14 protein-coding genes are annotated in these 23,404 nt (G+C 67.5%); 5 read left to right on the forward strand and 9 right to left on the reverse strand.

Going from position 1 to position 23,404, the window contains the following annotated elements; genetic code table 11:
- Window positions 1-6: 6 nt before the first annotated feature.
- Genes HH310_RS22015 through HH310_RS22030 form a run of 4 tightly spaced genes read right to left on the reverse strand, consistent with a single transcriptional unit; the run spans window position 7 to window position 7,863 of the window.
- Window positions 7-1,119, reverse strand: coding sequence for a DNA helicase (locus HH310_RS22015; protein ID WP_169177497.1), 1,113 nt, complete (start codon window positions 1,117-1,119; stop codon window positions 7-9).
- Window positions 1,116-2,981 (reverse strand): DUF1998 domain-containing protein, encoded by a 1,866-nt coding sequence (drmB, locus tag HH310_RS22020; protein ID WP_169177498.1) that lies wholly within the window; start codon window positions 2,979-2,981, stop codon window positions 1,116-1,118. The genes HH310_RS22015 and drmB overlap by 4 nt, the downstream gene beginning before the upstream one ends.
- The gene (locus HH310_RS22025; protein WP_169177499.1) at window positions 2,981-6,241 is read right to left on the reverse strand and encodes a helicase-related protein; all 3,261 of its coding nucleotides are present in this window, start codon (window positions 6,239-6,241) and stop codon (window positions 2,981-2,983) included. Before HH310_RS22025 ends, drmB begins: the two co-directional genes overlap by 1 nt.
- Window positions 6,238-7,863: an NERD domain-containing protein gene (locus HH310_RS22030; RefSeq protein ID WP_169177500.1), complete on the reverse strand. Its 1,626-nt coding sequence runs from the start codon at window positions 7,861-7,863 to the stop codon at window positions 6,238-6,240. Before HH310_RS22030 ends, HH310_RS22025 begins: the two co-directional genes overlap by 4 nt.
- Window positions 7,864-7,947: 84 nt before the next feature.
- Here HH310_RS22030 and HH310_RS22035 point away from each other — a divergent pair, with 84 nt between their 5' ends.
- Window positions 7,948-9,279: an RNA polymerase sigma factor RpoD/SigA gene (locus HH310_RS22035; RefSeq protein WP_169177501.1), complete on the forward strand. Its 1,332-nt coding sequence runs from the start codon at window positions 7,948-7,950 to the stop codon at window positions 9,277-9,279.
- A 247-nt stretch (window positions 9,280-9,526) separates the two neighbouring features.
- Here HH310_RS22035 and HH310_RS22040 read toward each other — a convergent pair whose 3' ends face one another.
- Genes HH310_RS22040 through HH310_RS22050 form a run of 3 tightly spaced genes read right to left on the reverse strand, consistent with a single transcriptional unit; the run spans window position 9,527 to window position 12,646 of the window.
- On the reverse strand, window positions 9,527-10,642 hold the full coding sequence (locus HH310_RS22040; RefSeq protein WP_169177502.1) for a PQQ-binding-like beta-propeller repeat protein: 1,116 nt from the start codon (window positions 10,640-10,642) through the stop codon (window positions 9,527-9,529).
- A gap of 40 nt (window positions 10,643-10,682) precedes the next feature.
- Window positions 10,683-11,963 carry a HAMP domain-containing sensor histidine kinase gene (locus HH310_RS22045; RefSeq protein WP_169177503.1) on the reverse strand — a complete coding sequence of 427 codons (1,281 nt, stop codon included), beginning with the start codon at window positions 11,961-11,963 and terminating at the stop codon, window positions 10,683-10,685.
- The gene (locus HH310_RS22050) at window positions 11,960-12,646 is read right to left on the reverse strand and encodes a response regulator transcription factor (RefSeq protein ID WP_169177504.1); all 687 of its coding nucleotides are present in this window, start codon (window positions 12,644-12,646) and stop codon (window positions 11,960-11,962) included. Before HH310_RS22050 ends, HH310_RS22045 begins: the two co-directional genes overlap by 4 nt.
- A gap of 37 nt (window positions 12,647-12,683) precedes the next feature.
- Between HH310_RS22050 and HH310_RS22055 the strand changes: the two genes are divergently transcribed.
- On the forward strand, window positions 12,684-13,349 hold the full coding sequence (locus HH310_RS22055; protein WP_169177505.1) for a DNA mismatch repair protein MutL: 666 nt from the start codon (window positions 12,684-12,686) through the stop codon (window positions 13,347-13,349).
- On the opposite strand, the gene HH310_RS22060 is transcribed toward HH310_RS22055, so the two are convergent.
- Both HH310_RS22060 and HH310_RS22065 read right to left on the reverse strand, forming a co-directional pair.
- Window positions 13,320-14,135, reverse strand: a complete 816-nt coding sequence (locus HH310_RS22060) for an SGNH hydrolase domain-containing protein (RefSeq protein ID WP_169177506.1) — start codon at window positions 14,133-14,135, stop codon at window positions 13,320-13,322. The two genes, HH310_RS22055 and HH310_RS22060, sit on opposite strands and share 30 nt — an antisense overlap.
- Complete coding sequence (locus HH310_RS22065) at window positions 14,132-15,196, reverse strand: acyltransferase (protein WP_169177507.1); 1,065 nt, start codon at window positions 15,194-15,196, stop codon at window positions 14,132-14,134. Before HH310_RS22065 ends, HH310_RS22060 begins: the two co-directional genes overlap by 4 nt.
- Window positions 15,197-15,379: 183 nt before the next feature.
- Here HH310_RS22065 and HH310_RS22070 point away from each other — a divergent pair, with 183 nt between their 5' ends.
- The 3 genes from HH310_RS22070 to HH310_RS22080 are packed head-to-tail and all read left to right on the forward strand — an operon-like array spanning window position 15,380 to window position 22,761.
- Entirely contained in the window at window positions 15,380-15,910 is a 531-nt protein-coding gene (locus HH310_RS22070; protein ID WP_169177508.1) for a hypothetical protein, read from the forward strand.
- Window positions 15,911-17,902, forward strand: a complete 1,992-nt coding sequence (locus tag HH310_RS22075; RefSeq protein WP_169177509.1) for an SPFH domain-containing protein — start codon at window positions 15,911-15,913, stop codon at window positions 17,900-17,902.
- Window positions 17,899-22,761 (forward strand): DNA repair ATPase, encoded by a 4,863-nt coding sequence (locus tag HH310_RS22080; RefSeq protein WP_169177510.1) that lies wholly within the window; start codon window positions 17,899-17,901, stop codon window positions 22,759-22,761. The genes HH310_RS22075 and HH310_RS22080 overlap by 4 nt, the downstream gene beginning before the upstream one ends.
- Window positions 22,762-23,404: the final 643 nt, after the last annotated feature.

The following is a 23,404-nucleotide window of genomic DNA, read 5'->3' on the forward strand; positions in this document are numbered from 1 at the left end:
GCATTCTCATCTTCGGGTCAAAATCGCGGCGGGGATGTCACGGACGAGAGGTGGCTCGATGTCACCGGTGTAGGACAGGTATAGCTCGTTACGAGCCCGCGATGTCACCACGTAATACCGCATACGGACGCCTGCGCTGGTGACGTCGGGCGGCGCAAGTTGCAGCTCCGGCACGAACAAGGTGTCGAATTGCAGGCCTTTAAGGCTCGCAAAGCTGATGATCTTCACGCTCGGAGTGGAGAAGTCCAGCCGGCTGTGCCGGGCATCGCCGGAGACGTAGGTTTCGGCGGATACTTTGCGATGCGTCAGCTGGTTGAGCAGCCGGATCTGCAGGCGCTTGGTCGGCACCGCGATTCCAATGCGTCGGTTGCCGTACGTCTTGGCGTAGGTTGTGACGTCTTCGACGAAACCATGGTCGGAGTTGTAGTGGGTCAACATGGGGCCAGGGCGCCAGCTCCGCGTAGGCAGGTCGGGCACACCGGTCGGCGCTCCGGCATAGAAGTGTCGGGCCAGCTTCGCGATCTCGATGCTGTTGCGGTAATTGCGACGCAGGGTGAGATGTCTGGTCGCCCTGATAGCAGCCTCGATCTCCTTGAGCGTCGTGTTCTCGTCGCGCAGTTGTTGATTCTCGTCGGCGAATACGGTGACGTTGGAGCAGATCCACGGTGTGAGCCGATAGAAGTCCAGGGGCATGTCCTGGCCCTCGTCGATGAGCAAATCGTTGAGTGCCCCCGGCTGCGGCGGAGCGTTGAAGAACTGCGATAGCAGTGCCGCCCAGTCGTAGCCCCATTCGCCACCACCCAGTTTTGGCGGCCGAACGTAGTAGTGCTGTCGCCAGAACTCGCTCAGCCAGCGGTGGAAGGTCTCGACGTTGTCCTCAATCCCCAGTTTTGTGGCGTGCCTTTGCGTGTACTGCTTCAGCACGTTGTTGAACATCAGGATTGACGGGGTGCGGTCGTCGATGGTCAACGCCTCCGCCCGATAGAGGGCCATCACCGACTTGCCGCTGCCCGGTGGGCCGCTGACCAGGAAGTTGCCGTCGAGCGGCAAGTTGTAGATCTCGTCTTGTTCTTCGGTGAGATCTTCATAGCTGGGCAGCTCGTCGTTCGCGTCCGTCACGGTTGCTCGCTGGCGTCACTGCTCGCTGCTTCGAAAGCTGCATCGACAACGGGTTTGAAAAAGCCGGGGAAGTCGTCGGAGCCGATCAAGACGATCCGGTCGAGCAGGAAGTTGCCACACTCGCAGCTCGTCTCGGAGATGAGTGAGCAGGCGTGGCAGGCAGCGTAGTTCAAGCTGTTGAACGAGGTCGCGATGCTTTCGCCGCACAGCGGGTCGGCGGAACACCAGGTGGCATCCTGCAGTGCCTCGAGCATGGTCCGGGCGAGGCGTGGTGGTTCTCCTTGCCGGACGAGGCCGCCGAGTGTCCCTTCGGAGTCGCCGGCTGCGGTGTAGATGAGGATTCCGGCCTGCGGCGGGGCTCCGTCCTCCGCCGCCGGGCGGGCGTAGATGCGTTCCCGCAGCGACGCGGCCGCGTATCCTGACTCGAAGGCGAGCCTGCGGATGAGCTGGTGCGCCAGCGAGTGCAGGAGCAAATAGCGGGGTGTAAGTCGGGGGCCTGTCTTGTCCCTGAAGCGCGCCGCCATGAAAGACCGTGCAATGCGACGATCCAGTTCCTCCACGCGTTTTCCGACCTCGGGGTGCTCCTCCCAGACGGCGAGGCGCTGCTCTTCCAAACTGACGAAGATCCCCTCGCCGCGTGCCTCGACGGCGGGCAGCCACCTGAGACCCTTGCCAAGGTCCACGCGCACTAATTTCTTCGGGTCGGGCTTGACCCTGTGGAACCCTTGCAGGGCGCGAACTTCGCGAAGGCGATCGGCAACGACGACCTTGTCGATTCGGTCGGCGAGGGAGTCGAACACCGGCCCGGTATCGCCAGCGCCGAGCCCTAAGTGACGGGTCCTGAAGTCCTCGTCCTGGTCCTCCTCAGAGGCGAAGGGGGTGACGAAGGCCGCCCATTCCTCACCAAGCAGGTCGCCGGGTTGCGCGGAGACGGCCGTGCCGCGGCCAGCCTCCTGTGCCTTTTCGTCGCGGACGAGGGCTCGTATGAACTCGGCGGTGACTCCGTGACCAGTCGCCATTGTCTGCACGATGAACGAGAACTGCTCCGAATCCTCGTTGACGCTGAGCAAGGGCAAATACCAGATGCTGTTCTTGATCTCAAGGGCCTTCTCTTCACCCGCCGCGGCGAGCGAGGTGTCGGGCACCTCGATACTGCTGTGAACGGTCGGAAAGTAGACGTTACTGGCTCCTCGTTGGACCGCGATCGGGACACGCTCGCAGTCATGTGCGTCCTCCAGCCGTTGCCAAGGCTGGCGACCTGGGCAGGGGCCGAGGGCCTTGGCGGCTTCTGGCGAGCCGATTCCCATTAGATCCCGTCCGCGCGTGCAGGTGCGGCATTCGACGCGCAGCGTCTCGAGGCCGCCAGCGCCCTTTCCGGACAGGGTCTTGAAGACGAGGCGGTCCTGCTCGCAGCGCCCCTTGGTCGGGTCGGTCGGAGCGCTGGAGTGGGCCCACCGTTTCCAGTCCACGTCGCCGAGGTGGCCGTCCTCGCAAATGAGGATCCAGCGCATGGGGACCAGTTGTTTCTTGCCGTCGCACGACGGACAGAGCGGAACCTTGCCTTCTTGTTCCTGGGCCCTCTTCCACCGGACCATGTTGCGGCATTTCTGGCAGAACATCCATGTCGGGAAGCGAAGGTAGGGGACTCCTGCCGAGGGTGGCGCCCATCTGCGCGATTCGGTGATCGGCGCGGCCCGCAGCGAGTCCACGTTCAGGGCGGCGCTGAGGCGAGGTGACCTGATGGCGTAGCCGCGGTTTTGCCACCGCCACGTGTCGCAGGCGACGAAGGACTCACCGCGGAAGTCGAAGATGGCGCCGACACCGAAAGGAACCAGCGTCTGCGACTGACGGATCTTGCGCATCAGGGCCTCCTCGGCTTGGTGGTGCTGGTGCCAGCCTTGAGGACGTCGATCGAGGACTCCCGGTCGACGTTGCGCATCGAGCGTGGGGTCTTCCAGCCGCTGTTCTGGTGGAAGTCGCAGATCAGGTTGAATTGTCCCTTGCCGTTGTCGGAGTAGTAGAGCAGCTTATTCTCGCGGGCTGCCTCCGCGGCGCGCCTGAGCCAGTCGTCGCGGAAGCGTTGCAGCTCGGTCCGGGCCTTGGCGGCCTCCCGGGGTTCGACTCGCTGTGCCACGGCGACGATCTGTTCGATGTAGTTGTCGACGGCGTCGCGGTGATCGACGATCTCGCCGGCCTTGCCGTCGCCGGCCAGCCCGAGGTGGTGGCGCACGAGGATGACCAGCAGGGCATGCAGCGCCCGTTCCCGCGACGGCGGGGACCAGGGGGTAACGCTGGTTGGTTCCACGAACCGGTACAGGGCGGAGTGGTATGGCACGAAGTTCTCGTAGTGTGATCGGTCCCTGGGACGGGTCGAGCGGAACAGGCTGAACACGAGACCGGGGTGCTTGTCGCGCCCGACCCGGCTGGTGGCCTGGATGTATTCGGCCGTAGCCTTCGGCTGGCCGTTGACCATCATCAGTCCCAGGCGGGGTACGTCTACACCGACACTGAGCATGTTGGTGCTGGCCACGAATTCCAGGTGATTGCGTTCATGGAAGCTGCGGTTGAGCCGCTCCAGCAGATCTGGCCGCTGTGTGGCGTCGACGTTGGAGGTGATCTCCTCTACCCCGAACTGGCGTACCGGGCGGCCTTTGACCAGCGCGGTCAGACGTGAGGGGACGTCGTCGCGTGCCATCGTCACGGTTCGGCCGAGTTCCCGTAGCGAGCTGTGGTAGGCGATCAGCGTCCAGTAGGCGTCTCGAACCTGCTCGGGCAGGTCCAGGTCCACGGGCGCCTGCATCAGTGCCGCGACCGTATGCACGGTGGCGGTGTCGGACGTGTGTCCCTGTGCCATGAGACCGACGTACAGCCGGCCGGGCTCGGTGGTGTCGGCCCGCGCGAAGTGCGAGTCGTCGGCCGACAGCCCGGAAGGCGGAAACAACTCGACGTGTCTGCTGAACAGGCCCTTGACCTGGTCGGACGCCCGTCGGATGGTCGCTGTGCTCGAGATGACCTTCGGTAGCCGGCCGTCGCGTTCGCAGAGCAGCTCGATCGCCGACTCGTACAACCCGACCGTGGTGCCCAGCGGGCCGGTTAGCAGGTGGAGCTCGTCCTGGATGATCAGGCTCGGTGGCAGGGTGCCGTTGGATCGGCCGAACAGCGCGCCGGATCGCGGCTCCCAGGCGAGCGCAGCGAATTTGTCCACCGTACCGAGCACGAAGGTGGGTGGATGCTCGTACAGGTCGTCGTCGACGACGTGCACCGGCAGCCCAATGCGGAAGTCGCAGGCCGCGTTGGTGCACCAGAACCGGAAGCTGGTGTCGGTGGCCTCAACGCCATAGTCGCCGAGGTCCTCGCTTCTACTCCGGGGCAGGATCTCGGTACCACACCACGGGCACCGTTCCAGCACGAGCCGGTCGTCGGGCCGTTCGAGTTCCTTGAGTTCCTCGACGGCCTCGCGGGCATGCTGGTAGTGGTTGGGCGTCATGTCTCCGCCGACCCACAGGCCGATCGAGACAGGGGTGTCGCCGAGCAGATCAGGGTTTTCCGCGCGGATCCGCTCACATGCGCAGATCGTGGTGGCGGCTCGTTGGAACTGCTGAGTGCTGAGCAGGGTCAGGGTGTAGCGGCTGATGACGGTGGTGCCTACTCCACGGCGGCCGTGTCGTAACCGACGTTGGAAGATTTCGAACGCGGCCATCAGCAAGTAGGCCTCGGTCTTGCCGCCGCCGGTGGGGAACCAGATCAGGTCGACGATGTCGCGTTCGTTGTCCGGGTCCTGCTCGTCGGCCAACCCTGTCAGCGTCAGCAGGGCGAACCCGAGCTGGAAGGGCCGCCATTGTGCACCGGGTGCATAGGAGTCAGGCAGCTCGGTCGCGGCCGCGCGGCTGCGGCGCGATCCAGCCAGGTCGCGGTTGGAGTGGCGCATCTGTCGCAGCATCGCCTCGTTGGCGAGCCGGAAGGCGAGCAAGGCGTGGTCGTCGCGGACCAGCAAGTCGGCGCCGCGGGTCATTCGCTGGATCGCGGTGTCGATGCGTTCCATGATGCGTTGGGCTGCGCTGCGCTGGCGTGGGTGGGACAGCTTCTCCGCCGCGGAATTCCCTTCCCCGGCCCAATGCCGGTATTCGTTGATGAAGGAGTTCAGCTCGGTGTGGAGGTCCTGTTTCGTGACACTGCGGTCGGCGAGCCAGGCGATGTCCAGGGCTCTGCGCGGCCGAATGGTCCCGTCCGGTTCGGCCTTTGGCTTGGCGCTGACCTTTGCGACCTCGTGAGCCGGCATGACCTCGGAGCTGATGTGTCTGAGCGGGGTCTGGTCGGGCCAGGTCGGGGCGCACCCGTGCCCGATGGCGTAGGTCCGGGCATCGCGATGCTGCAGCCGAAGCTCGTCCTCCTCGAGGTCGTGGCTGAGCATGGACACCGAGGGGTATTCGAGGATCTCGCCGTCACCGTCGACCTCTACCTGGATGGCGACCTGCAGCAGCATCTGGTCCCAGAGCCGGTCGATCCGGCTGTCGTCGGGTGCCGTCTCGGCGTTTACCACCGTGGCCGTAATCAGTGCGCCGTTGGCGACTGGCCGCCAACGGACGTGCAGCTGGGCCCGCCCGTCGAGGATCTCGGCACCCTCCACGCTTCCGGTAATCACCTCATCGGCGGTGGGCAGCGGATGACGCCGCCACACCCTGCGCTTCGGGCGTCGAGGATCTTGTTCGGGCCGCTCGGTCGGGTCGGGCAGTGCTGCGCCCGATGCCTCCTCGGCCGCATCGGCCGCCGCGCCTTGCAGGGTCTCGTACCGGGCGGCGTCGACGCGGACCCGCAGCCGGCGGGCGGAGCTGAAGAACGACAGGCCCTGGCTCGCCGGTAGGAAGTCGTTGGCGGCGACCACCGAACTGTCGCTGAACAAGCTCTCCTCACCGCTGGAGACGCCGGTGGACAGCTCCCGCTGTTCGCCCTCCTCCTCGATGTAGGTCTCCGCGGCGACGCTTCTCGGGAACAGGACCCCCATGAGATAGCGCCGGTTCGGCGGGTCGGTGATCAGCTCATCGCCGTCGCCGAACGGCCCAACGAGCTGATCACGCACGTATTGCAGGAACTGGTCGCGGGCCTTGGTATATGTCTCGGTCATCGAGCAGCCTTTCCGAAAGCTTCCACGGCGGCGAGTGAGTGCTCGGCGAACAGGTCACGGACCCGGCCGGAAGCAGCCTGGTCGACGGCGACCCAGAGTCCGGCGCGGGCCCGGCTCAGCGCGACGTACAGGTCGTCGAGGTGTTCGCCGGTGAGACCGTCCGCATCGATGACGCAGATGAAGCGGTTCTCCAGCCCCTTGATGTCTTTTACGGAGGCCCAGGTCAGGTCATTGCCTGGCCAGCCAGCAGCCCAGTCGGCGTCCAGCACGCGAATCCTGCCACGACGAGCATCCCGCAGTCCGCGGGCGCTGCTGGTCTCCCAGTCACCGCGCAGCGACAACAACGTGATGTCCTGCCCCGGAACCTCCTGTTCGTAGAGTAGGCGCAAATGCTTCTCCAGGAGGGCGGTCTCTTCAGCCGGGTCGGCGCACCTGCAGAACTCGACCTCGGGGCCTGAACCCGCCACCGACACCCCGATATCCGCGCCTGTCAGTGCCCGGGTCTGGAAGGCGATCTGGGGAGTATTGCGACAATTGTGACGAAGTGTCGCGAGCACGGCGCCGGTGCCGCGCAACATCGCCAAAGCGTCGTCGTCGTACTCGTCGTACACGTGTGCCTGACCGTTCGGGTCCAGGAACATCACCCAACGGCCGTGTTCGAGCCCACCGTCGACCACGCGGTCGAGCGCGTCGAGTTGTTCGAACGACATCAGATCCTGCGCCTCGTCGACGACGAGGTAGTCGACCTTGCCGCGGAAGCCTGGCAGGTCGTCGTAGCAGACGACCTGCACACCGCTGCCGGCCAGACGACCGTGCAGGTACGCAGCCAAAACCGGACTGCGACAGATGATCATGACGTCCTCGCCGACGCGGCGGTACCGTCGTGTGACCTCGGCGGCAAGAAAGGTCTTACCGGTTCCGGCGCCGCCGGCGCACAAGACCCGCGGGTTGTCGATGATCAGGTCGAGACGGGCGAACTGCTCGGCCGTGAGCCGGTCAAAGGACGCGTCGAGCAGTGAGGCGCGTACGGCCAGGCCTGGACTACGGTCGAAATCAGGACGAAGCACGCTCAGCAGCTGTTCTCTGACGTCCTTGCGGATCGGGGCGGCTCCGTGGTGCTTTCCAGTCCAGTACCGCGCCGCCCGTCGCAAGGCATCACGCAGCCCGTTGACACGGGAGAACGGGCCCCGCCCGATATACGTCTCGTCCGCCCACTCGGCACTGACCGGAAGGTCGACGTCAGGCGTGATGACGACGAATCCGAACGGCACGTCCGCCAAGAGGTGCGGCGGCAGGCGATCCTCGAGCCTGCCACGCAGTGCGTACATCGCACTGCTCGCCTGCCCGAAGGGCCCCTCGCGGGACTCGCGGTAGTGGCCGCCGCGGTCGGAGTACGTCCAAACCCCGTACCGGCGTGCGACACGAGCGCCTTTGACTTCGACGACGAGGACGACCGCCTCTAAGATCAACAAAAAGTCGATCTCAGCCGTCAGCTTGTAGTCGTGCTCCGGCAGCAGCAGTGAGTGCAGACCCACGCCAGGGACGTCCAGCGCAGCGAGCGCAGCATGGACCCTCAACTCGGCGGTGGTCCCTAGATCCGACGGCAGCTCACGCGGGATCATTCGCAAATTTGTCGTACCCTCCGCTTATGTTGGGCGGGCCCAGGACGAAGATCCTAGCGGACTCCCCGACCGCGGTTAGGTGACATGATTACGACAGACGCCGCCGACAATGAACTGCTGACCCGACTCATCGGGCGCATCCACCCGTACGTCAAGAAGAACCGCCTGGCGCGGACCCGACTCGACCGTGTGCTGGCTAGAATCACCCAGGACATGCAGCTACGGGCAACGCTCGAGGCGCGGTTGGTGTCCGCGCTGCGGCCAGCTGGCATAGTGCTGGTCGACGATTCGGCCGGCGCGGATCCTTCGACCGGTGTCCTCCCCACGTCGGCAGATCCGAGGGCCCACGCGGGCGAGCCTATCGAGCGCACCGGAGCGCAACTCAGCCACCGCCGCGAGATCGAGCCTCCTGGGCCCGATGTCGCACGAACCGCCGAAAGCGGCCCGAAGCTCATTGGTGGCGACGACGCGGACGGCGTACTGACGGCCGCCGATGCAGCGACCGTCGATCCGCAGCAGGCCTGTGTCGCGGCGCGTCGCTTCCTCCTCGACCGCAGAACACTTCGCCATCCGTCATCCACCCTGCTAACGGCTGAGCTCGAGGTGGGTCTCGCTTTGCTCATGCGACCCGGGATACCAGTGTCGACGGATCTACCCGAAACCTATCGGACGACGCTGTCTGAGGACTCCGAGGCCGGGCAAGCCTTCGACGCACTCCTCGTGCACAACCTCCGTCTAGTGTGGTCCATCGCCAAGAGCTACTTCGGTCCGCCCGCCTTCACCGAACAGGACGTCGTTCACTACGGGGTCCTCGGTTTGATCCGTGCAGTGCGGAAGTTCGACGCTAGCAAAGGCAACAAGTTCTCCACCTACGCGACATGGTGGATCCGACAGAGCATCACCCGTGCGATCGCCGATGACAGCCGCTTGATACGCCTTCCTGTCCATCTGCACGAGAGGGTGCAACGCACCAAGAACGCGCACGCGAAGTTGGAGGCACGGGGAATACGACCGACACGAGCCCGGTTGGCTGCCGAGACGGGATTCTCCGAGGACGAGATCGGCCGGCATTTCGAGTACCTACGTGGCGTCATCTCCCTCGACCTGCCCGTCGGTGACGGCACGACGTTGCGTGACTTCAAGGCCTACCAACCCCATAACGACGGTGGGCTCGACGCGGTGGACTCCAACTTTCTTCGCGAGGCGGTACACGCCGTTCTGCTGACCCTCAGTGCCCGCGAAGCAGACGTGATCCGTCTCCGCCACGGCTTGGTCGACGGCGACGAATGGACGCTAGATCGGATCGGCGAGAAGTACGGGGTGACGCGCGAGCGCATCCGTCAGATCGAGAGCAAAGCCATGAACAAGCTACGGGAGCCAAAACGATGCCTACAGCTTCGCGGCTTGCTCGGCTGAAGGACGTTGGCCACCATCGCACTCGCCATAGTTGACTCAACGGTTACCCAGTGCCGTGATGCTCGAAGCCGCGTGGCTCATATTCGCCTGGACTGTCTGATTCGTTGAGGTAAATGGTAATGGGCGCCCCAGCGAAGACTGACCAAGGCTCAGATAATGATAGGAGGAGCCATTACCGCTCAGCGGCCGGAAACCGTGCCCAGGCGGAACTGCCACAAACGGCTGCGCCGATTAGCGGCAACGTGCCCTACGATGCAACGATCGACAGCATTCGGTCGTTTACCATGAACACACGCCCAGCTGCGACCAGGATTTTGGCGTCGGCGATGGCCGCGCCCAGCGAGACGATGTCGCCGTTGGCGGCGTTCAGGATGGGGCCGCCGGTGTAGACCAGGCCGCCCGCCCGGATCGGCTGGATGGACTCCGTCCCCAGGCGGCGCTGCCACAAGTGCTTGCCGTTGCGGATGTTCAGCGCCTCCACTACGAAACCCGCGCTCCGGTACACGCGCCGGCCGTCGGTTGCCACGAAAGTGGTCTGCTTGCCTTTGGCTGTCCACAACAGAGCACCATTTTTCGCGCTAATTACGGACAAGGCGGTGCCGTCGGACACCACGAAACGGTCCGCCGACGGGGTCGCGGCCTCGGCAACCCAAACGGTCCGTTTTGTCCAGGCCACCGCGCCGGTCACCACGTCGACCGCGGAGACCGTGTGGGCCTTCGTCATCAGGATGCGGCCGTCTGCCGACGGGGAGGACGCGGCGTAACCCGGCTTTTGCCAGGCCAGGCGCCCATCGGACACCCGATACGCGAACGTGCCCAACTCGTCCGACGGCGACTCGCCCGACATCACGACCATGCCCTTGTCGACGGTGAACGAGACCACCGGAACCCCGTTGTCGACCCGCCAGCGCACCTTCCCCGTGGCCAGGTCCAGGGCCACCAGGTGCCCATTGGGGTCGCTCTGCGAGTTGCACTCGCCGTGGCCGGCGATCAAAGTGCCGCCGGAAACCCCCAACACCGGCGTCGGCGCGTCCATCGGGTCATCCCAGTCGAAGTGCCAGGCAGGCTTTCCATCGATCATCCCGTACGCCGAGATCCCCCGGCCGTCGCTGGCAACCACCCGGCCGGCGGCGAGGAGCAGCGCACCCGGCCCGCCGCACGTCTCGTCGAAGCGCCGCAGCGGCACCGACCACCGCCTGGTCAGCGAACCCACGGTGGCGGCGTTGATCGAAGACTCGTGCGGGTTGTAGTAGCTGTCCTCGGCGTCGTAGCCCGGATGGTCCCAGCCCGGCGTGGCAGCCGATGCGGGCACGCCCACGAACACCGCGAGCAGTGCGACAACCGCCAAGACAGCCTTTTTCATGACATAAGGTAAACATCTTGGGAGCTGCGAGGTCGCCGGATCAGAAGAAGATCCCCACTCGGGCGCCGCCCAGCGGGCCCCGGGCGATGACCAACCGGCCGTCGACGGCGTCCGCGGCTTTGCGCACGATGTCCAGGCCCAAGCCGGTCGACCCGGCGCCGCTGACCCCGCGCCGCACCGCTGCGGCCGGATCCGGAATGCCCGGTCCGGCGTCGTCGACCAGCAGCTCGGACGCCGACACGGTCACCCGGAACGCCACCCCCTCCGGCGTATGCGCGAAGACGTTGCCCAGCATCGCGTCCACCACCAGGATCAGCTCGCCACGTGACAGCGACACCAGCACCGGCTCGTCACCGCCGACCACTTCCCACGGCCGCTCCTGGTCCTCGGCCAGCACCGACCAGAAGGCCAGGCGGTCGGCGAGCACGTCGACCAGGTCGGCGCCCTCAGCGCCCCGGCGCGAACGCGAGAAATCACCGCGCGAGGAACCGCCCTGCGACCCTCGGATGATCGCGTCCAACTCCGAATCGAGCAGGTCGCACGCCTGGCGCATCCGCTCCCCGATCGGTCCGGGTGGCATCGCCTCGGCGTCCAGGCGCAGCGCCGTCAAGGGCGTACGCAATCGGTGGGAGAGATCTGCGGAAAGCTCGCGTTCGCGGTCCATCAGCCGGCGCAGGTCGTCGGCCATGGTGTTGAAGGCCTGCGCCGCCTCGCGCAGCTCGCGGGGGCCGTCCGGGGCGACGCGCTCGGAAAGCGAGCCGCCGCCCAGCCGACGCGCCGAGGCGGCCAGCGATCGGGTCGCGCGCACCAGCCGCGCCCCGAGCCGGTCGGCCATCAGCGTCGAGCCCGCGACCAGCACGACCGCCAGGCCGCCGAGCGCCAGCCAGGCCGGCCACACGCCCTCGCGCAGGGCGGCCGACGGCACAAAGACCTCGACGATCACCGTACGGCCGTCGGTAAGGACGGTCGGTTGCACGTACGCCACCCCGCCCGCCACGCTCGCGAGAACCGGCCGACGGTCGCGGGCGAAAGCGAACACCTGCGCGTCGGTGAGGTGCGAGGCGCCGATCGGGGCGAGCGACGGCAGGTGTACGGCGAGGCGGCCTTCGGCACCGGCCGTGGTGCTCGCGACCGCATTCGTCAACGAGGTCGGATCGGCGTCCACGCCAAGCACCGTCACCAGCGAAGTCGCTTGCTGCCGGGCCTCGCTGACCGCGCGGTCGTGGGCGATCTGCCGGGTCGCCACCGCGAGCGGCACGAGGAAGGCCAGCGCCACCATCGACGTGATCGCAAGCGCCAAGCGGTTGAGCGCCCACCTCACCGCGGATCGACCATCATCACACCCACGCCGCGTACGGTGTGCAGGAACCGCGGCTGCCGGGCGGTCTCGCCGAGCTTGCGCCGCAGCCAGGAGATGTGCACGTCGATGGTCTGCTCCTCGCCGATGTGGGCCTGGTTCCACACCTCGCTCATCAGTTCCCGCCGGCTGATCACCTGGCCGACGCGTTGCGCCAGGTACGCCAGGACGTCGAACTCGCGCCGCGTCAGCTGAAGTGGCTGTCCCGCCAGCGACGCTCGACGCTGCCGCGGATGGATCACCAGTTCGCCCACCGTGATGTCTCTGAGCTGCTGCTCGGTTGTCGCGCGGACCCGGCGGAGCACCGCGTTGATCCGGGCCAGGATGTGCCCGCCGGAGAACGGCTTGGTCACGTAGTCGTCGGCGCCGGCGCTGAGCAGTTCGATGATGTCCGCTTCGGAGCGCCGGGCGGTCGCCACGATCACCGGCACGTCGGAGACGGATCGCATCATCTTCAGCGCGTCGGTGCCGTCGATGTCGGGCAGTCCGAGGTCGAGGATGACCAGATCGGGGCGCTGGTCGGTGACGATCCGGACGGCGGTGGCGGCCCGGTCGACCGGCCGTACGGTGTGGCCGGCCTCGGACAACGCGCGGGTGAGAGCGGCCGTGATGTTGCGGTCGTCCTCGACCAGCAGGATCAGCGCCATGGCGTACACCATAGAAGGACATGAGATTATCGGTCTCGTGCGATCTCTGCGGTGGGCGCCCGTCGCGGGCTGGTGCGCGGCCACGGCGACCAGCATCGTGCTCGGTTCGGTCGCGTTGATGCCGGTGCTGCGGACGGCGTCGCCCGAGGATCAGGCGTTGCCGGCGGTCGGGAGTGGAAGCTTTCCCGCGCCACTGCCCACGCCGAGCGAAAAAGACGATGAAAACACGAAAAATCCGGCGGATGGCGGCGGCGTTGGCTCGCCGTCCGCAGGTGATCGCTCCGCTGGGGCATCGGACGGCGGTTTCGACGGGACCACGGAAGATCGCGCCGGCACGACCGGTCCCGCCGGAGCAGGAGGTCCATCTCGGAGCGGCGGGACCACGAGAACCCCCGGCAATGGGACCACGGGAGGTGCGACGACCACCGAGGACGGCTGGACGGTCACGACGGCGGGTGACGGCGTACGGACGTACGTGCGCTATTTCCGGGTTGACGGGGGTCAGGCGGTCATCAAGATGACGTCGCGCGGCGTGGTCTCGCTGGTCACCGCGACCCCGGCGGACGGCTATGCGGTGCAGAAGGTGCAGGACTCCCCCGGCAACCTGGCGGTCTACTTCAACCAGACCAACCACAGCTTCATCATTCACGCGACGTGGTGGGACGACCGTCCGTTAGCCCAGGTCAGCGAAGTCGGCGGATAGTGCGGCGTCGAGTGCTCCGCTGAGCCGGCGGGCGTAGGTCGCGGTGAGAGAGAACCGGTTGCGATAGACGGTCACGTTGTCGATCACCGGCGGGCAGACCGTGTCGCACAGCCACGGTAGCGCCGAGATGTAGCCGGGGCCGGAATGATCGGTCGCCGCACGTGGGCTCGTCGCGCACGCCGGCACGTTGTCCGCGTGCCGGGCCAGGCACTCCGGGGCGCTCTCGCGGAGTACGGGAACGCCGCCGAGCACCACGACCCTGGACAGCGTGTCCGCGAGCCGACGAACGGGCGTGCCGTTCGCGATCACCACCAACCGAGGGCGCGAGGCCCGGATCTGGCCGATCACGTACGCCCGGAACGCGTCACACGCACGGGAGGGCCGCACGGGCAGCCCGACGGCGGGACAGCCCGGCTTGCCGTAGAAGCGCAACCGCCAGTGCCGCCGCTCGGCGATCGCGCGCATCGCGGGCAGCCACATCCCCGCGTACGAGTCGCCGTAGAGCACCACCTGCACCGCGCTCGCCCGATCCCCGAAGACGCACGGCTCGATCCGCGAGTCGGCGGGCCCGGCCTCGCACCGGTCGCTGTCGAATCCGACATCCGAAGCCGCGGTCGACAACGGCGGCGTCAGGCCCGGCGGCAGCACCCGAATCGCCGACGCCCGGCGCACCGCGGCAACCACCTGCGCGGACGACAACGGCGTCTCGACCGGCACCACGTGCGGCGGGCCCTCCGCACAGCCCGCGAGCAACGCCAGCACGACCGCCGGTAACGCCCGGTTCAAGGGGTCGATAACCGCACCAGCGACACCGCCACCGGCGCGGCGACCAGCACGAACGCCACGGTCACGGTGAGCGAGAGCGGACCGCTCATCCGGCGGATCGGGTTCTCCACGCAGACGTACGTGACCGCGGCCAGTCCCAGGCTGCCGAGAACGAGCAGGGCCCGCACGAGAGCCGGCAGTGGCGCACCGTACGCCGCCGCGGCGATCACCAGGACCGGCCAGTGCCACAGGTAGAACGGGTAGGCGAGACGGCTCAGCCACTGGAGCGGACGCACGCCCAGGAGCGAATCGCCGCGACCCGCCAGCACGAGCATGGTCGCGACGACGGGCAGGGCGGTGGCGTACGGGGGAAGGATTGTGAAGGTCAGCGCCGCGATCACGATCAACGCCAGCCCGACCGCGGACAGCACCGCACCGAGCCGATACGGGACGCGTTCGAGGCGACCGGCGACCAGCGCCAGCAGGCACCCGGCGCCGAGCTCCCACACGCAGGTCGCCGACCACGAGAACTGCCAGACCGCGTACGCGAAAGCACCGCCGACAACCGCACCAACCCAGTAGGGCAGCGCCCACCGGAAGCCGAGCCAGATCAGCACGAGCAGCGCGACCGGCCCGGCAAGCGAGAACTGCACCACGACGGCGAGCGCCGCGAAGTGCTGCAGGGGTGCGGAGAAGTGAAGGCCCAGCAAAGCCTGCGCGATTTCGTCCCCACCTTGCGGCCCCAGCCAGTGGTATCCGGCGATGACGACGACGATCACGACGAGCGACGCGGCGGGCAAGATCCGGCGCGTGCGCCGGCCGAGGAAGGCGGGCAGCGCGAGCCGGCCGGTCCGGTCGACCTCGCGCAGCACCGACGCGGTGATCAGGAAGCCGGAGAGTACGAACAGGACGTCGACGCCGAGCGCTCCACCGGCGATGCCGGGCACGCCCGCGTGCGCGAGAACGATCAGCAGGACGGCGATCGCGCGCAGGCCTTCGATGTCCGGACGGAATCTCGTCGTCTGCCCGGCGGCCGGGTGGGTCTCGGCCGCCGGGCGGATATCTGATTTCGTCTCCGTCATCGAAGATCACGTTAATGCCTCTAAACCGGACGAAGTGCGGATTCGACCCGAAAGCACGCGTTCAGTGGAGTTTCTCCGAAGGGGCGGTGCGGGACGGAGAACTGTGATAAGAATCCGGCCACCCATTGACGAGGGCTGTCACTATCAAGCGCGGGTCACAGAACAATAAAGGGGGGCTGAGTTTTGGGTGGATTCGTCGACGCGATCCTGAACTTTCCCACCGTTCTCTTCACCCCGCTGCTCATTGTCGTCATCGGATACTGGTGCGTCGTCGCGTTCGGTGGCGCGGAAACCGACCCTTTCGGCTTACCCATCCTCGTCCCCGCATCCTTGTTCGTCCTGTTCGCCTGGTTCGGCTGCCTGGCCGGCAACGAGTTCGTCCCGGGCTGGTGGGTGTTGCCGGGCGCTGTCCTGCTCGCCCTACTGCTGACCGTTTCCCTGACCGTCCTGATCAGACGGCTGCTGCCGAAGGGCGCGGAACCGTCCCGCGCAGACTTCGTCGGGCTGCCCTGCGTGATCCGCACCAGCCGGGTCACCGACACCTTCGGGCAGGCCGAGGTGCATGCCCGCGACGGCTCGTCCGCGATTGTCCAAGTCCGCCAGACCGGACCGGACGAAATGGGCGCGGGCACCACCGCCCTCATCTACGACGTCGACCCGGACGGGGATTTCTTCTGGGTCATCCCCGCCGACATCGCTACGAAGGGTCAATGAATGGACATTGTCTCCACCGGCTTCGGCATAGTGCTCGCCGTCGTCCTGCTCATCGCCATCGGTGTGCTGTTCTTCTTCAGCCGCATGTTCCGCAAGGTCGAACAGGGTAAAGCGCTCATCGTGTCCAAGGTGCGTCGCGTCGACGTCACCTTTACCGGCGCGGTCGTGCTGCCGGTGCTGCACCGGTCCGAGGTGATGGACATTTCGGTGAAGACGATCGAGATCGCGCGGACCGGCCGGGAGGGCCTCATCTGCCGCGACAACATCCGGGCCGACATCCGGATCACCTTCTTCGTCCGCGTGAACAAGACCACCGAGGACGTCATCAAGGTGGCGCAGGCGATCGGCACCGCGCGGGCCAGCAACGAGACGACGTTGCAGGAGTTGTTCAGCGCGAAGTTCTCCGAGGCGCTCAAGACGGTCGGCAAGCAGCTCGACTTCGTGGACCTCTACACCAAGCGGCACCAGTTCCGGGACCAGATCATCGAGGTGATCGGCACCGACCTCAACGGCTACAGCCTGGAGGACGCGGCGATCGACTTCCTCGAGCAGACGCCGATGCACTCGCTCGACCCGAAGAACATCCTGGACGCCCAGGGCATCCGGAAGATCACCGAGCTGACCGCGGTGGAGTCGGTGCGCACCAACGACTACCGCCAGAACGAGGCCAAGGAGATCACCCGGCAGAACGTGGACGCCCGCGAGGCGATCCTCGAGCTGGAGCGCCGGCAGGCCGAGGCGGAGATCAAGCAGCGCCGCGAGATCGAGACCATGCGCGCCCGCGAGGAGGCGGACATCGCCCTGGCGCAGGCCGAGGAACACCTGCGGGCGGAGACCGCCGTGCTCAAGACCGAGCAGCAGCTCGGCGTGCAAAGCGAGAACAAGGCGCGCGAGATCGCGGTGGCCGAGAAGAACCGCGAGCGGGTCATCGCGATCGAGAGCGAGCGCATCGAGAAGGACCGCATGCTCGAGGTCATCGGCCGGCAGCGCGAGACCGAGCTCTCCACCATCTCCAAGAACAAGGAGGTCGAGGGCGAGAGGCGCTCGATCGCCGAGGTGATCCGGGAGCGGATCGCGGTCGAGCGGACGGTCGCCGAGCAGGAGGAGAGCATCAAGAAGCTGCGGGTGCTCGAGGAGGCCGAGCGCACCCGGCAGGCGGTCATCATCGCGGCCGAGGCGGAGGCGCAGGAGGCCCTGGTCAAGGGCATCAAGGCGGCCGAGGCGTCGGAGGCGGCGGCCAAGTTCAAGGCCCGCGAGGAGTTGCTGCTCGCCGAGTCCCGGCAGCAGGCGGCCGAGCTGGACGCCCGCGCCAAGATCCGGCTGGCCGAGAGCAAGCAGGCGGACGCGGCCGCGTTCGGGCTGGCCGACGTGCAGGTGGCCGAGCGCAACGCCGAGGTGATCGAGAAGACCGGCCGGGCCGAGGCCGCGGTCGAGCGGGAGAAGGCGCTGGTCGCCGCCGAAGCCATCAAGGAGAAGCTGCTGGGCGAGGCGGTGGGCCTCGAACAGAAGGCCGGCGCGATGGCGTCGCTGGACGAGGTCACCCGCGCGCACGAGGAATTCCGCCTGCGGCTGGAGATGGAGAAGGACGTACGCCTGGCCGGCCTCGACGTGCAGCGGCAGGTCGCCGAGTCGCAGGCCAAGGTGCTGGCCACCGGCCTGGAGAAGGCCGACATCGACATCGTCGGCGGCGACACCGTCTTCTTCGACAAGCTGCTCGGCTCGATCACCCTCGGCAAGACCGTGGACGGGTTCGTCGAGCACTCGACGGTCGCGCAGAGCATGGGCGCCCGCTACCTGAACGGCTCGGCCGACTTCGTGCAGGACCTGGGCCGGGTGCTCAGCTCGGTGTCCAGCGCGGACGTCGCCAACCTCAGCGTCGCGGCGTTCCTCAGCCAGCAGATCAAGGCGGGTGGCAAGGACAGCGAGAAACTGCGTGAGCTGCTGGCCGCGGCCGAGCGGATGGGCATCGCGGACGCCCCGGCGGCGCGGTGACGGCCCTCGACGCCGGCACCTACGAGATCCTGCGCGCCCGGCTGGGCGCGCAGGCCAAGGAGCTGGCATCGCGGGCCGACGCGCTGAACGCCCGCCGGATCGAGACGTTCGGCGGGCGGCAGACGCGGCTGCTCGGCACCGAGCGGATCCGCACCGAGAACAACTGCGTGCCGCGCGACATCGCCGAGGTCGGCGGCGCGATGCTGTTCGGCTACAACGTCTTCATCGGGCTCAAGGCCGAGACCGCGGTGACCGATGTGTTCTCCGTGCATTCGAGCGCCTTCACCCGGGTGGACAAGCCCGGGCTCCTCGACGACCCGGGGTTTCAGCGCGATTTCGCCGAGCTGTACCGGTATTACCGCGACACCCGGCTGCTGCAGCTACGCCGCCTGGAGGGCCTGTTGCTGGCCGTGTTCCAGACCGGGGCGCGGCCGGACGACTTGAAGGTGTTGCGCTGGCGAGTAACAAATTCGGAAATATCCTATTTGGATAACCGAGGCGAGCGCGACCACGTCTTCCCGCCCGCGCACGACTTCGAGTGGACGCCGACCACCCGCGAGCAGCACATCCTGGGCCGCCATCCGCACGTGTCGATCGAGGACGAGGTCTTCGTCGAGACGGTCGGCGGCGACCTCACCGTCAAGGTGGAGAACAACACCGAGGACGGGCAGGGCATCTATCACGAGCCCGTCGACGAGCCGCTGCAGAGTTTGGCCGACGCCGACATCGCGTACGCAAGGGTCGGGCCGTTGCTCTTGATCCGGATCCTGCCGTATCGCGAGACCACACACCGGTATCTGGTCTACAACACCCGCACCCGGGACGTGCGGCGGCTCGACGGGATCGGTCAGGCCTGCCGGCGGCTGCCCGAGGACCAGGGGATCATCTTCCCCGGCGGGTACTACCTGGCCACCGGCGTCGCGAAGACGTTCGACGCGGACACCAGCGACCTCGAGTACGAGCGGGTGGTGCGCTCGGTCAACGGCGAGGACGTGCTCTACGTCTTCCACGCCCGCGCGGACGGCCGCTACCTGCTGCTGCCGTACAACGTGATCCGCAAAGAGGTCGCCACCCCGATCCCCTGCAACGGGTACTCGCTGTTCGACGACGGCACGCTGATCGCGTTCCGGCACGACACCGACGAACCGAGCCGCGTCCACCCCATGCAGATCTGGCAGACCCCGTACGTCTCCGACACGTTCGCGGCCGCACAACCGGTCGGCACCGGGCCGCTCGACCGGATCGGCAACGCGGATCTGGTCCGCGGCATCGCCGACGCGCTCTCGGTGACCCGGATGGTCGACGAAATGACCCCGTCCGGGCCGGTCTTCGAGGCGATCATCGCGGCCTGCACCCGGCTGTTCGACCACTATCACTGGCTCGCCGAGGCCGACCTGGAGAATCTCGGCGCCCCGATCACCGACGTCCGGGCGACCGCCGAGCAGGTGCTCGACGAGTTCGAGTCGGTGCAGGCGCTGACTCTCGAGGCCGCCACCGCGGTCGAGAAATGCCGCACCGACGCGGACGCGTTGATCCGGCGCGGCCAGGCCGAGGCGCCGACCACGACCGACGGCTGGATCCGGCAGCTCGCCGCGCTCCGCCAGGCGCAGGGGCACGCGGTGACGCTGCGCGACATGCGGTACGCGGACCTGGACGCGCTGGACGAGATCGAGGCCGCGCTGTCCGCCGCGATCGACGCCACCGCCCGGCGCGCGGTCGAGTTCCTGAGCCGGTCCGACGCGTTCGAGGGCTACCAGCAGTCCGTCGAGCAGCTGGTCACCGACGCGGCGGCGATCCCGACGGTGGCGTCGGGTGACCCGGTTGCCGAGCGCCTCACCGAGCAGGCCGACGGCCTCCGCGTCGTCACCGAGGTGGTCGGCGGGCTGGAGATCGCCGACGCCACCGTGCGGGTCGCCATCCTGGAACGCATCGGCGAGGTGCTGGGCGGCGTGAACCGGGCCCGCGCCACGCTGGACGGCCGGCGGCGGGAGCTGGCGTTCGTCGAGGGGCGCGCCGAGTTCGCCGCCGAGTTCGCGCTGCTCGGGCAGTCGGTCACCACCGCGCTCGCGGCCGCCGGGACCCCGGAAAGCTGCGACGAGCAGCTCGGCAAGCTGATGCTGCAGGTCGAGGCGCTGGAGTCGCGGTTCGGCGAGTTCGACGACTTCGCTTCGCGGCTCGCGGCCAAGCGCGCCGAGGTTTATGAGGCGTTCGCGGGTCGCCGGCAGAGCTTGCTCGACGAACGGACCCGGCGGGCCGCACGGCTCACGGCGTCCGCGTCACGCACGCTCGACACGATCCAGCGGCGGATTGCGACACTGTCCACGCTGGACGAGGTCAATACGTACTTCGCGACCGATCCGATGGTCGCCAAGGTGCGGTCGGTGGCCGACGATCTGCGCGAGCTCGGCGAGACCGTACGCGCCGAGGAACTGGACGGCCGGGTCAAGGCCGCGCGGCAGGAGGCCGGGCGGGCGCTGCGGGACCGGCTGGACCTCTACGGCGCGGACGGCACGACGATCCGGCTGGGCCGGCACACGTTCGCGGTGAACACCCAGGCGATCGAGCTGACCGTGGTGCCGGACGGGACGTTCGCGATCACCGGCACCGATTATCGGGCGCCGATCCGGGACACCGCGTTCGTCGAGGCGACCCGGCCCTTCTGGGAGCAGCCGCTGATCTCCGAGGACCCCACGACGTACCGGGCCGAGCATCTGGCCGGCGCGATCTTCGCCGCGGATCCGGCGGGTGCGGCGGCCGCGCTGGCCGATGGGTCGCTCCGCGCTCTCGTACGCCGGGAGGCCGATGCCCGCCTGGAGGAGGGGTACGAGCGGGGTGTGCACGACGCCGACGCCACCGTGATCCTGTCCGCGGTGATCCGGCTGTATTCGGCGGCCGGATTGCTACGGTTTACGCCGGGTACGCGGGTTGCGGCGCAGTTGTTCTGGGCGTTTGAGACTTCGCCTGAGCAGCGTACGGCGTGGACTGTGCGGGCGTCGTCGCTGGTCCGGGCGCGGGCGGCGTTCGGGGTGGCGCCGGGTCTGGCGGATTTGGCGGCGGAGCTCGACGACGCCGCCCAGGCGGCGATGGCATCGAGCTTGGCGGCGGCATCGAGCTCGGCGGCGGCATCGAGCTCGGCGGCGATCGCGGGCGCGAGCTGCCAGCTGGAGGTCGGCGCCTACCTGATCGAGGAGCTCGCGGCCGGCACGCCCGGGTTCGTCACCACCGCGTCGGCGCGCACCTTCCTGGACCGGTTCCACCGCACCGGCCGCGGGTACGCCGACGACCTGCGCGGGCTGCCCTCGGTCGCGGCGCGGCGGCAGCTGATCACCGCGTGGTTGTCCGCCTTCCGGGCCGCGCAGCCCGACAGCGGGACCGAGGACGACCTGGTCGAAGCGGTCGCGATCGAGCTGACCGGCAGTTCGTTGAACCGCTACGACTCGGCGGCTGCACTCGACGCCACTGTTGACGGCCTTCTAGGCGTACATCCGAAAATCACCGGAGGTGCGCTGCCACTGCGGCTGGACCGCTTTCTGGCACGAACCCGTCATTTCCGAGATGTCCGGGTGCCGGCCTTCCGGGCGTACCAGAAAAAACGGACCGCCCTGGCCGACGCCGAACGCACCCGCCTGCGCCTTTCCGAATACCGGCCGGCGGTGATGACCGCGTTCGTCCGCAACCAGCTGCTCGACCAGGTGTATCTGCCGCTGATCGGCGACAACCTGGCCCGGCAGCTCGGCGCGGCCGGCGACGCGAAACGCACCGACCAGTCCGGCCTGCTGCTGCTGATCTCGCCGCCCGGCTACGGCAAGACGACGCTCATGGAGTACGTCGCCGACCGCCTCGGCCTGATCTTCGTCAAGGTGAACGGCCCGGCACTCGGGCACGGCGTGACCTCACTCGACCCGGCTTTCGCCCCGAACGCGACCGCCCGCCAGGAAGTCGAGAAGATCAACTTTGCGCTGGAGATGGGCAACAACGTGCTGCTCTACCTCGACGACATTCAGCACACGTCGCCCGAGCTGCTGCAGAAGTTCATCTCGCTGTGCGACGCCCAACGCCGGATGGAGGGCGTCTGGGACGGCGGCACCCGCACCTACGACCTGCGGGGCAAGCGCTTCGCGGTGTGCATGGCCGGCAACCCGTACACCGAGAGCGGGCAGCGCTTCCGCATCCCCGACATGCTCGCCAACCGGGCCGACGTATGGAACCTCGGCGACGTACTGTCCGGCCGTACCGACGTCTTCGAATTGTCCTATCTGGAGAACGCGCTCACCTCGAACGCGGTGCTGGCACCCCTGGCCGCCCGGGACCGGGCCGACCTGCCGTTGCTGGTCCGGCTGGCCGCGGGCACCGGGACGCCGGACAAGCTTTCCTACGCGTATTCGGCGGCCGAGCTTTCGCAGATCCTGTCCGTCCTTCGGAAGATGCGGCGCGTCCAGGAAGTCGTGCTGCGGACCAACCGCGCGTACATCGCCTCGGCCGCACAGTCGGACGACTCCCGGACCGAGCCGCCGTTCCAGCTGCAGGGCTCCTACCGCAACATGAACAAGCTGGCCGAACGCATCGTGCCCGCGATGAACGACGAGGAGCTGGAGAACCTGATCGACGACCATTACGCGGGCGAGGCGCAGACGCTCGCGTCGGGCGCCGAGGCGAACTTGCTGAAGCTCGCGTCACTGCGCGGCCAGCTGACCCCGGCGCAGGAGGCGCGGTGGGCCTCGGTGAAGGAGGCTTACGTACGGTCGCGCGCGCTCGGCGGCTCGGCCGAGGACCCGGTCGCGCGGGCGGTGGGCGCCGTGGGCCTGCTGGCCGACCGTGTTTCCGACGTTTCGACAGCGATCGCGCGCCTGAAGCCGTAGGTGGCGGCCGGTCGGATGGGCGCCGAGTTTCGTCGCCGCGCGCTGGCCGTCATCCGGGTCGGCCCGGTCCCGCCATCCTCGGCCAGCAGCACAACCGTGTCGGGCTCGGCCAGCGGGCCCGGCCAGCGGCCCCGGCAGCGGCAGCGGCAGCGGCAGCGGCAGCGGCAGCGGCAGCGGCAGCGGCAGCGGCAGCGGCAGCGGCAGCGGCAGCGGCAGCGGCAGCGGCGAATTATCAGCTTATATCCGTTTTTAGACTACCGCCGGTGGACGTCCGCAGCCGAATTCTCGAGACCTTGGAGAGTTGTGGCTGGTATGTGGGCGTAACTCTCCAAGGTCTCGAAATAGGACACGAAACGGCACTCACAAAAGCTGCCATGCGGGACAAAACCACCGTCCTATTCGGACGAGGATCCAGGATGTTGGGATTCCTGTCCGAATAGTGAGACGAGTCCCAAACTCGCGGCGCCTGGCGCGAGTCAAGTCCGGCCTGCCGCGAACGAACCGGCGTTTTAGCGCCGGTCACCCAGCATCGGCTCGCACGGCAGCGAACGGCCCGGTCGAGTTCGTCTGGCCGTCCACAACGTCGCCGCCACATTGTGGACAACGCTCAGAAACTGTCAGACCCTGCTGTTCAACTGTGCCC

The sequence above is a fragment of the Actinoplanes sp. TBRC 11911 genome (assembly GCF_012933445.1).
Lineage (GTDB): Bacteria > Actinomycetota > Actinomycetes > Mycobacteriales > Micromonosporaceae > Actinoplanes.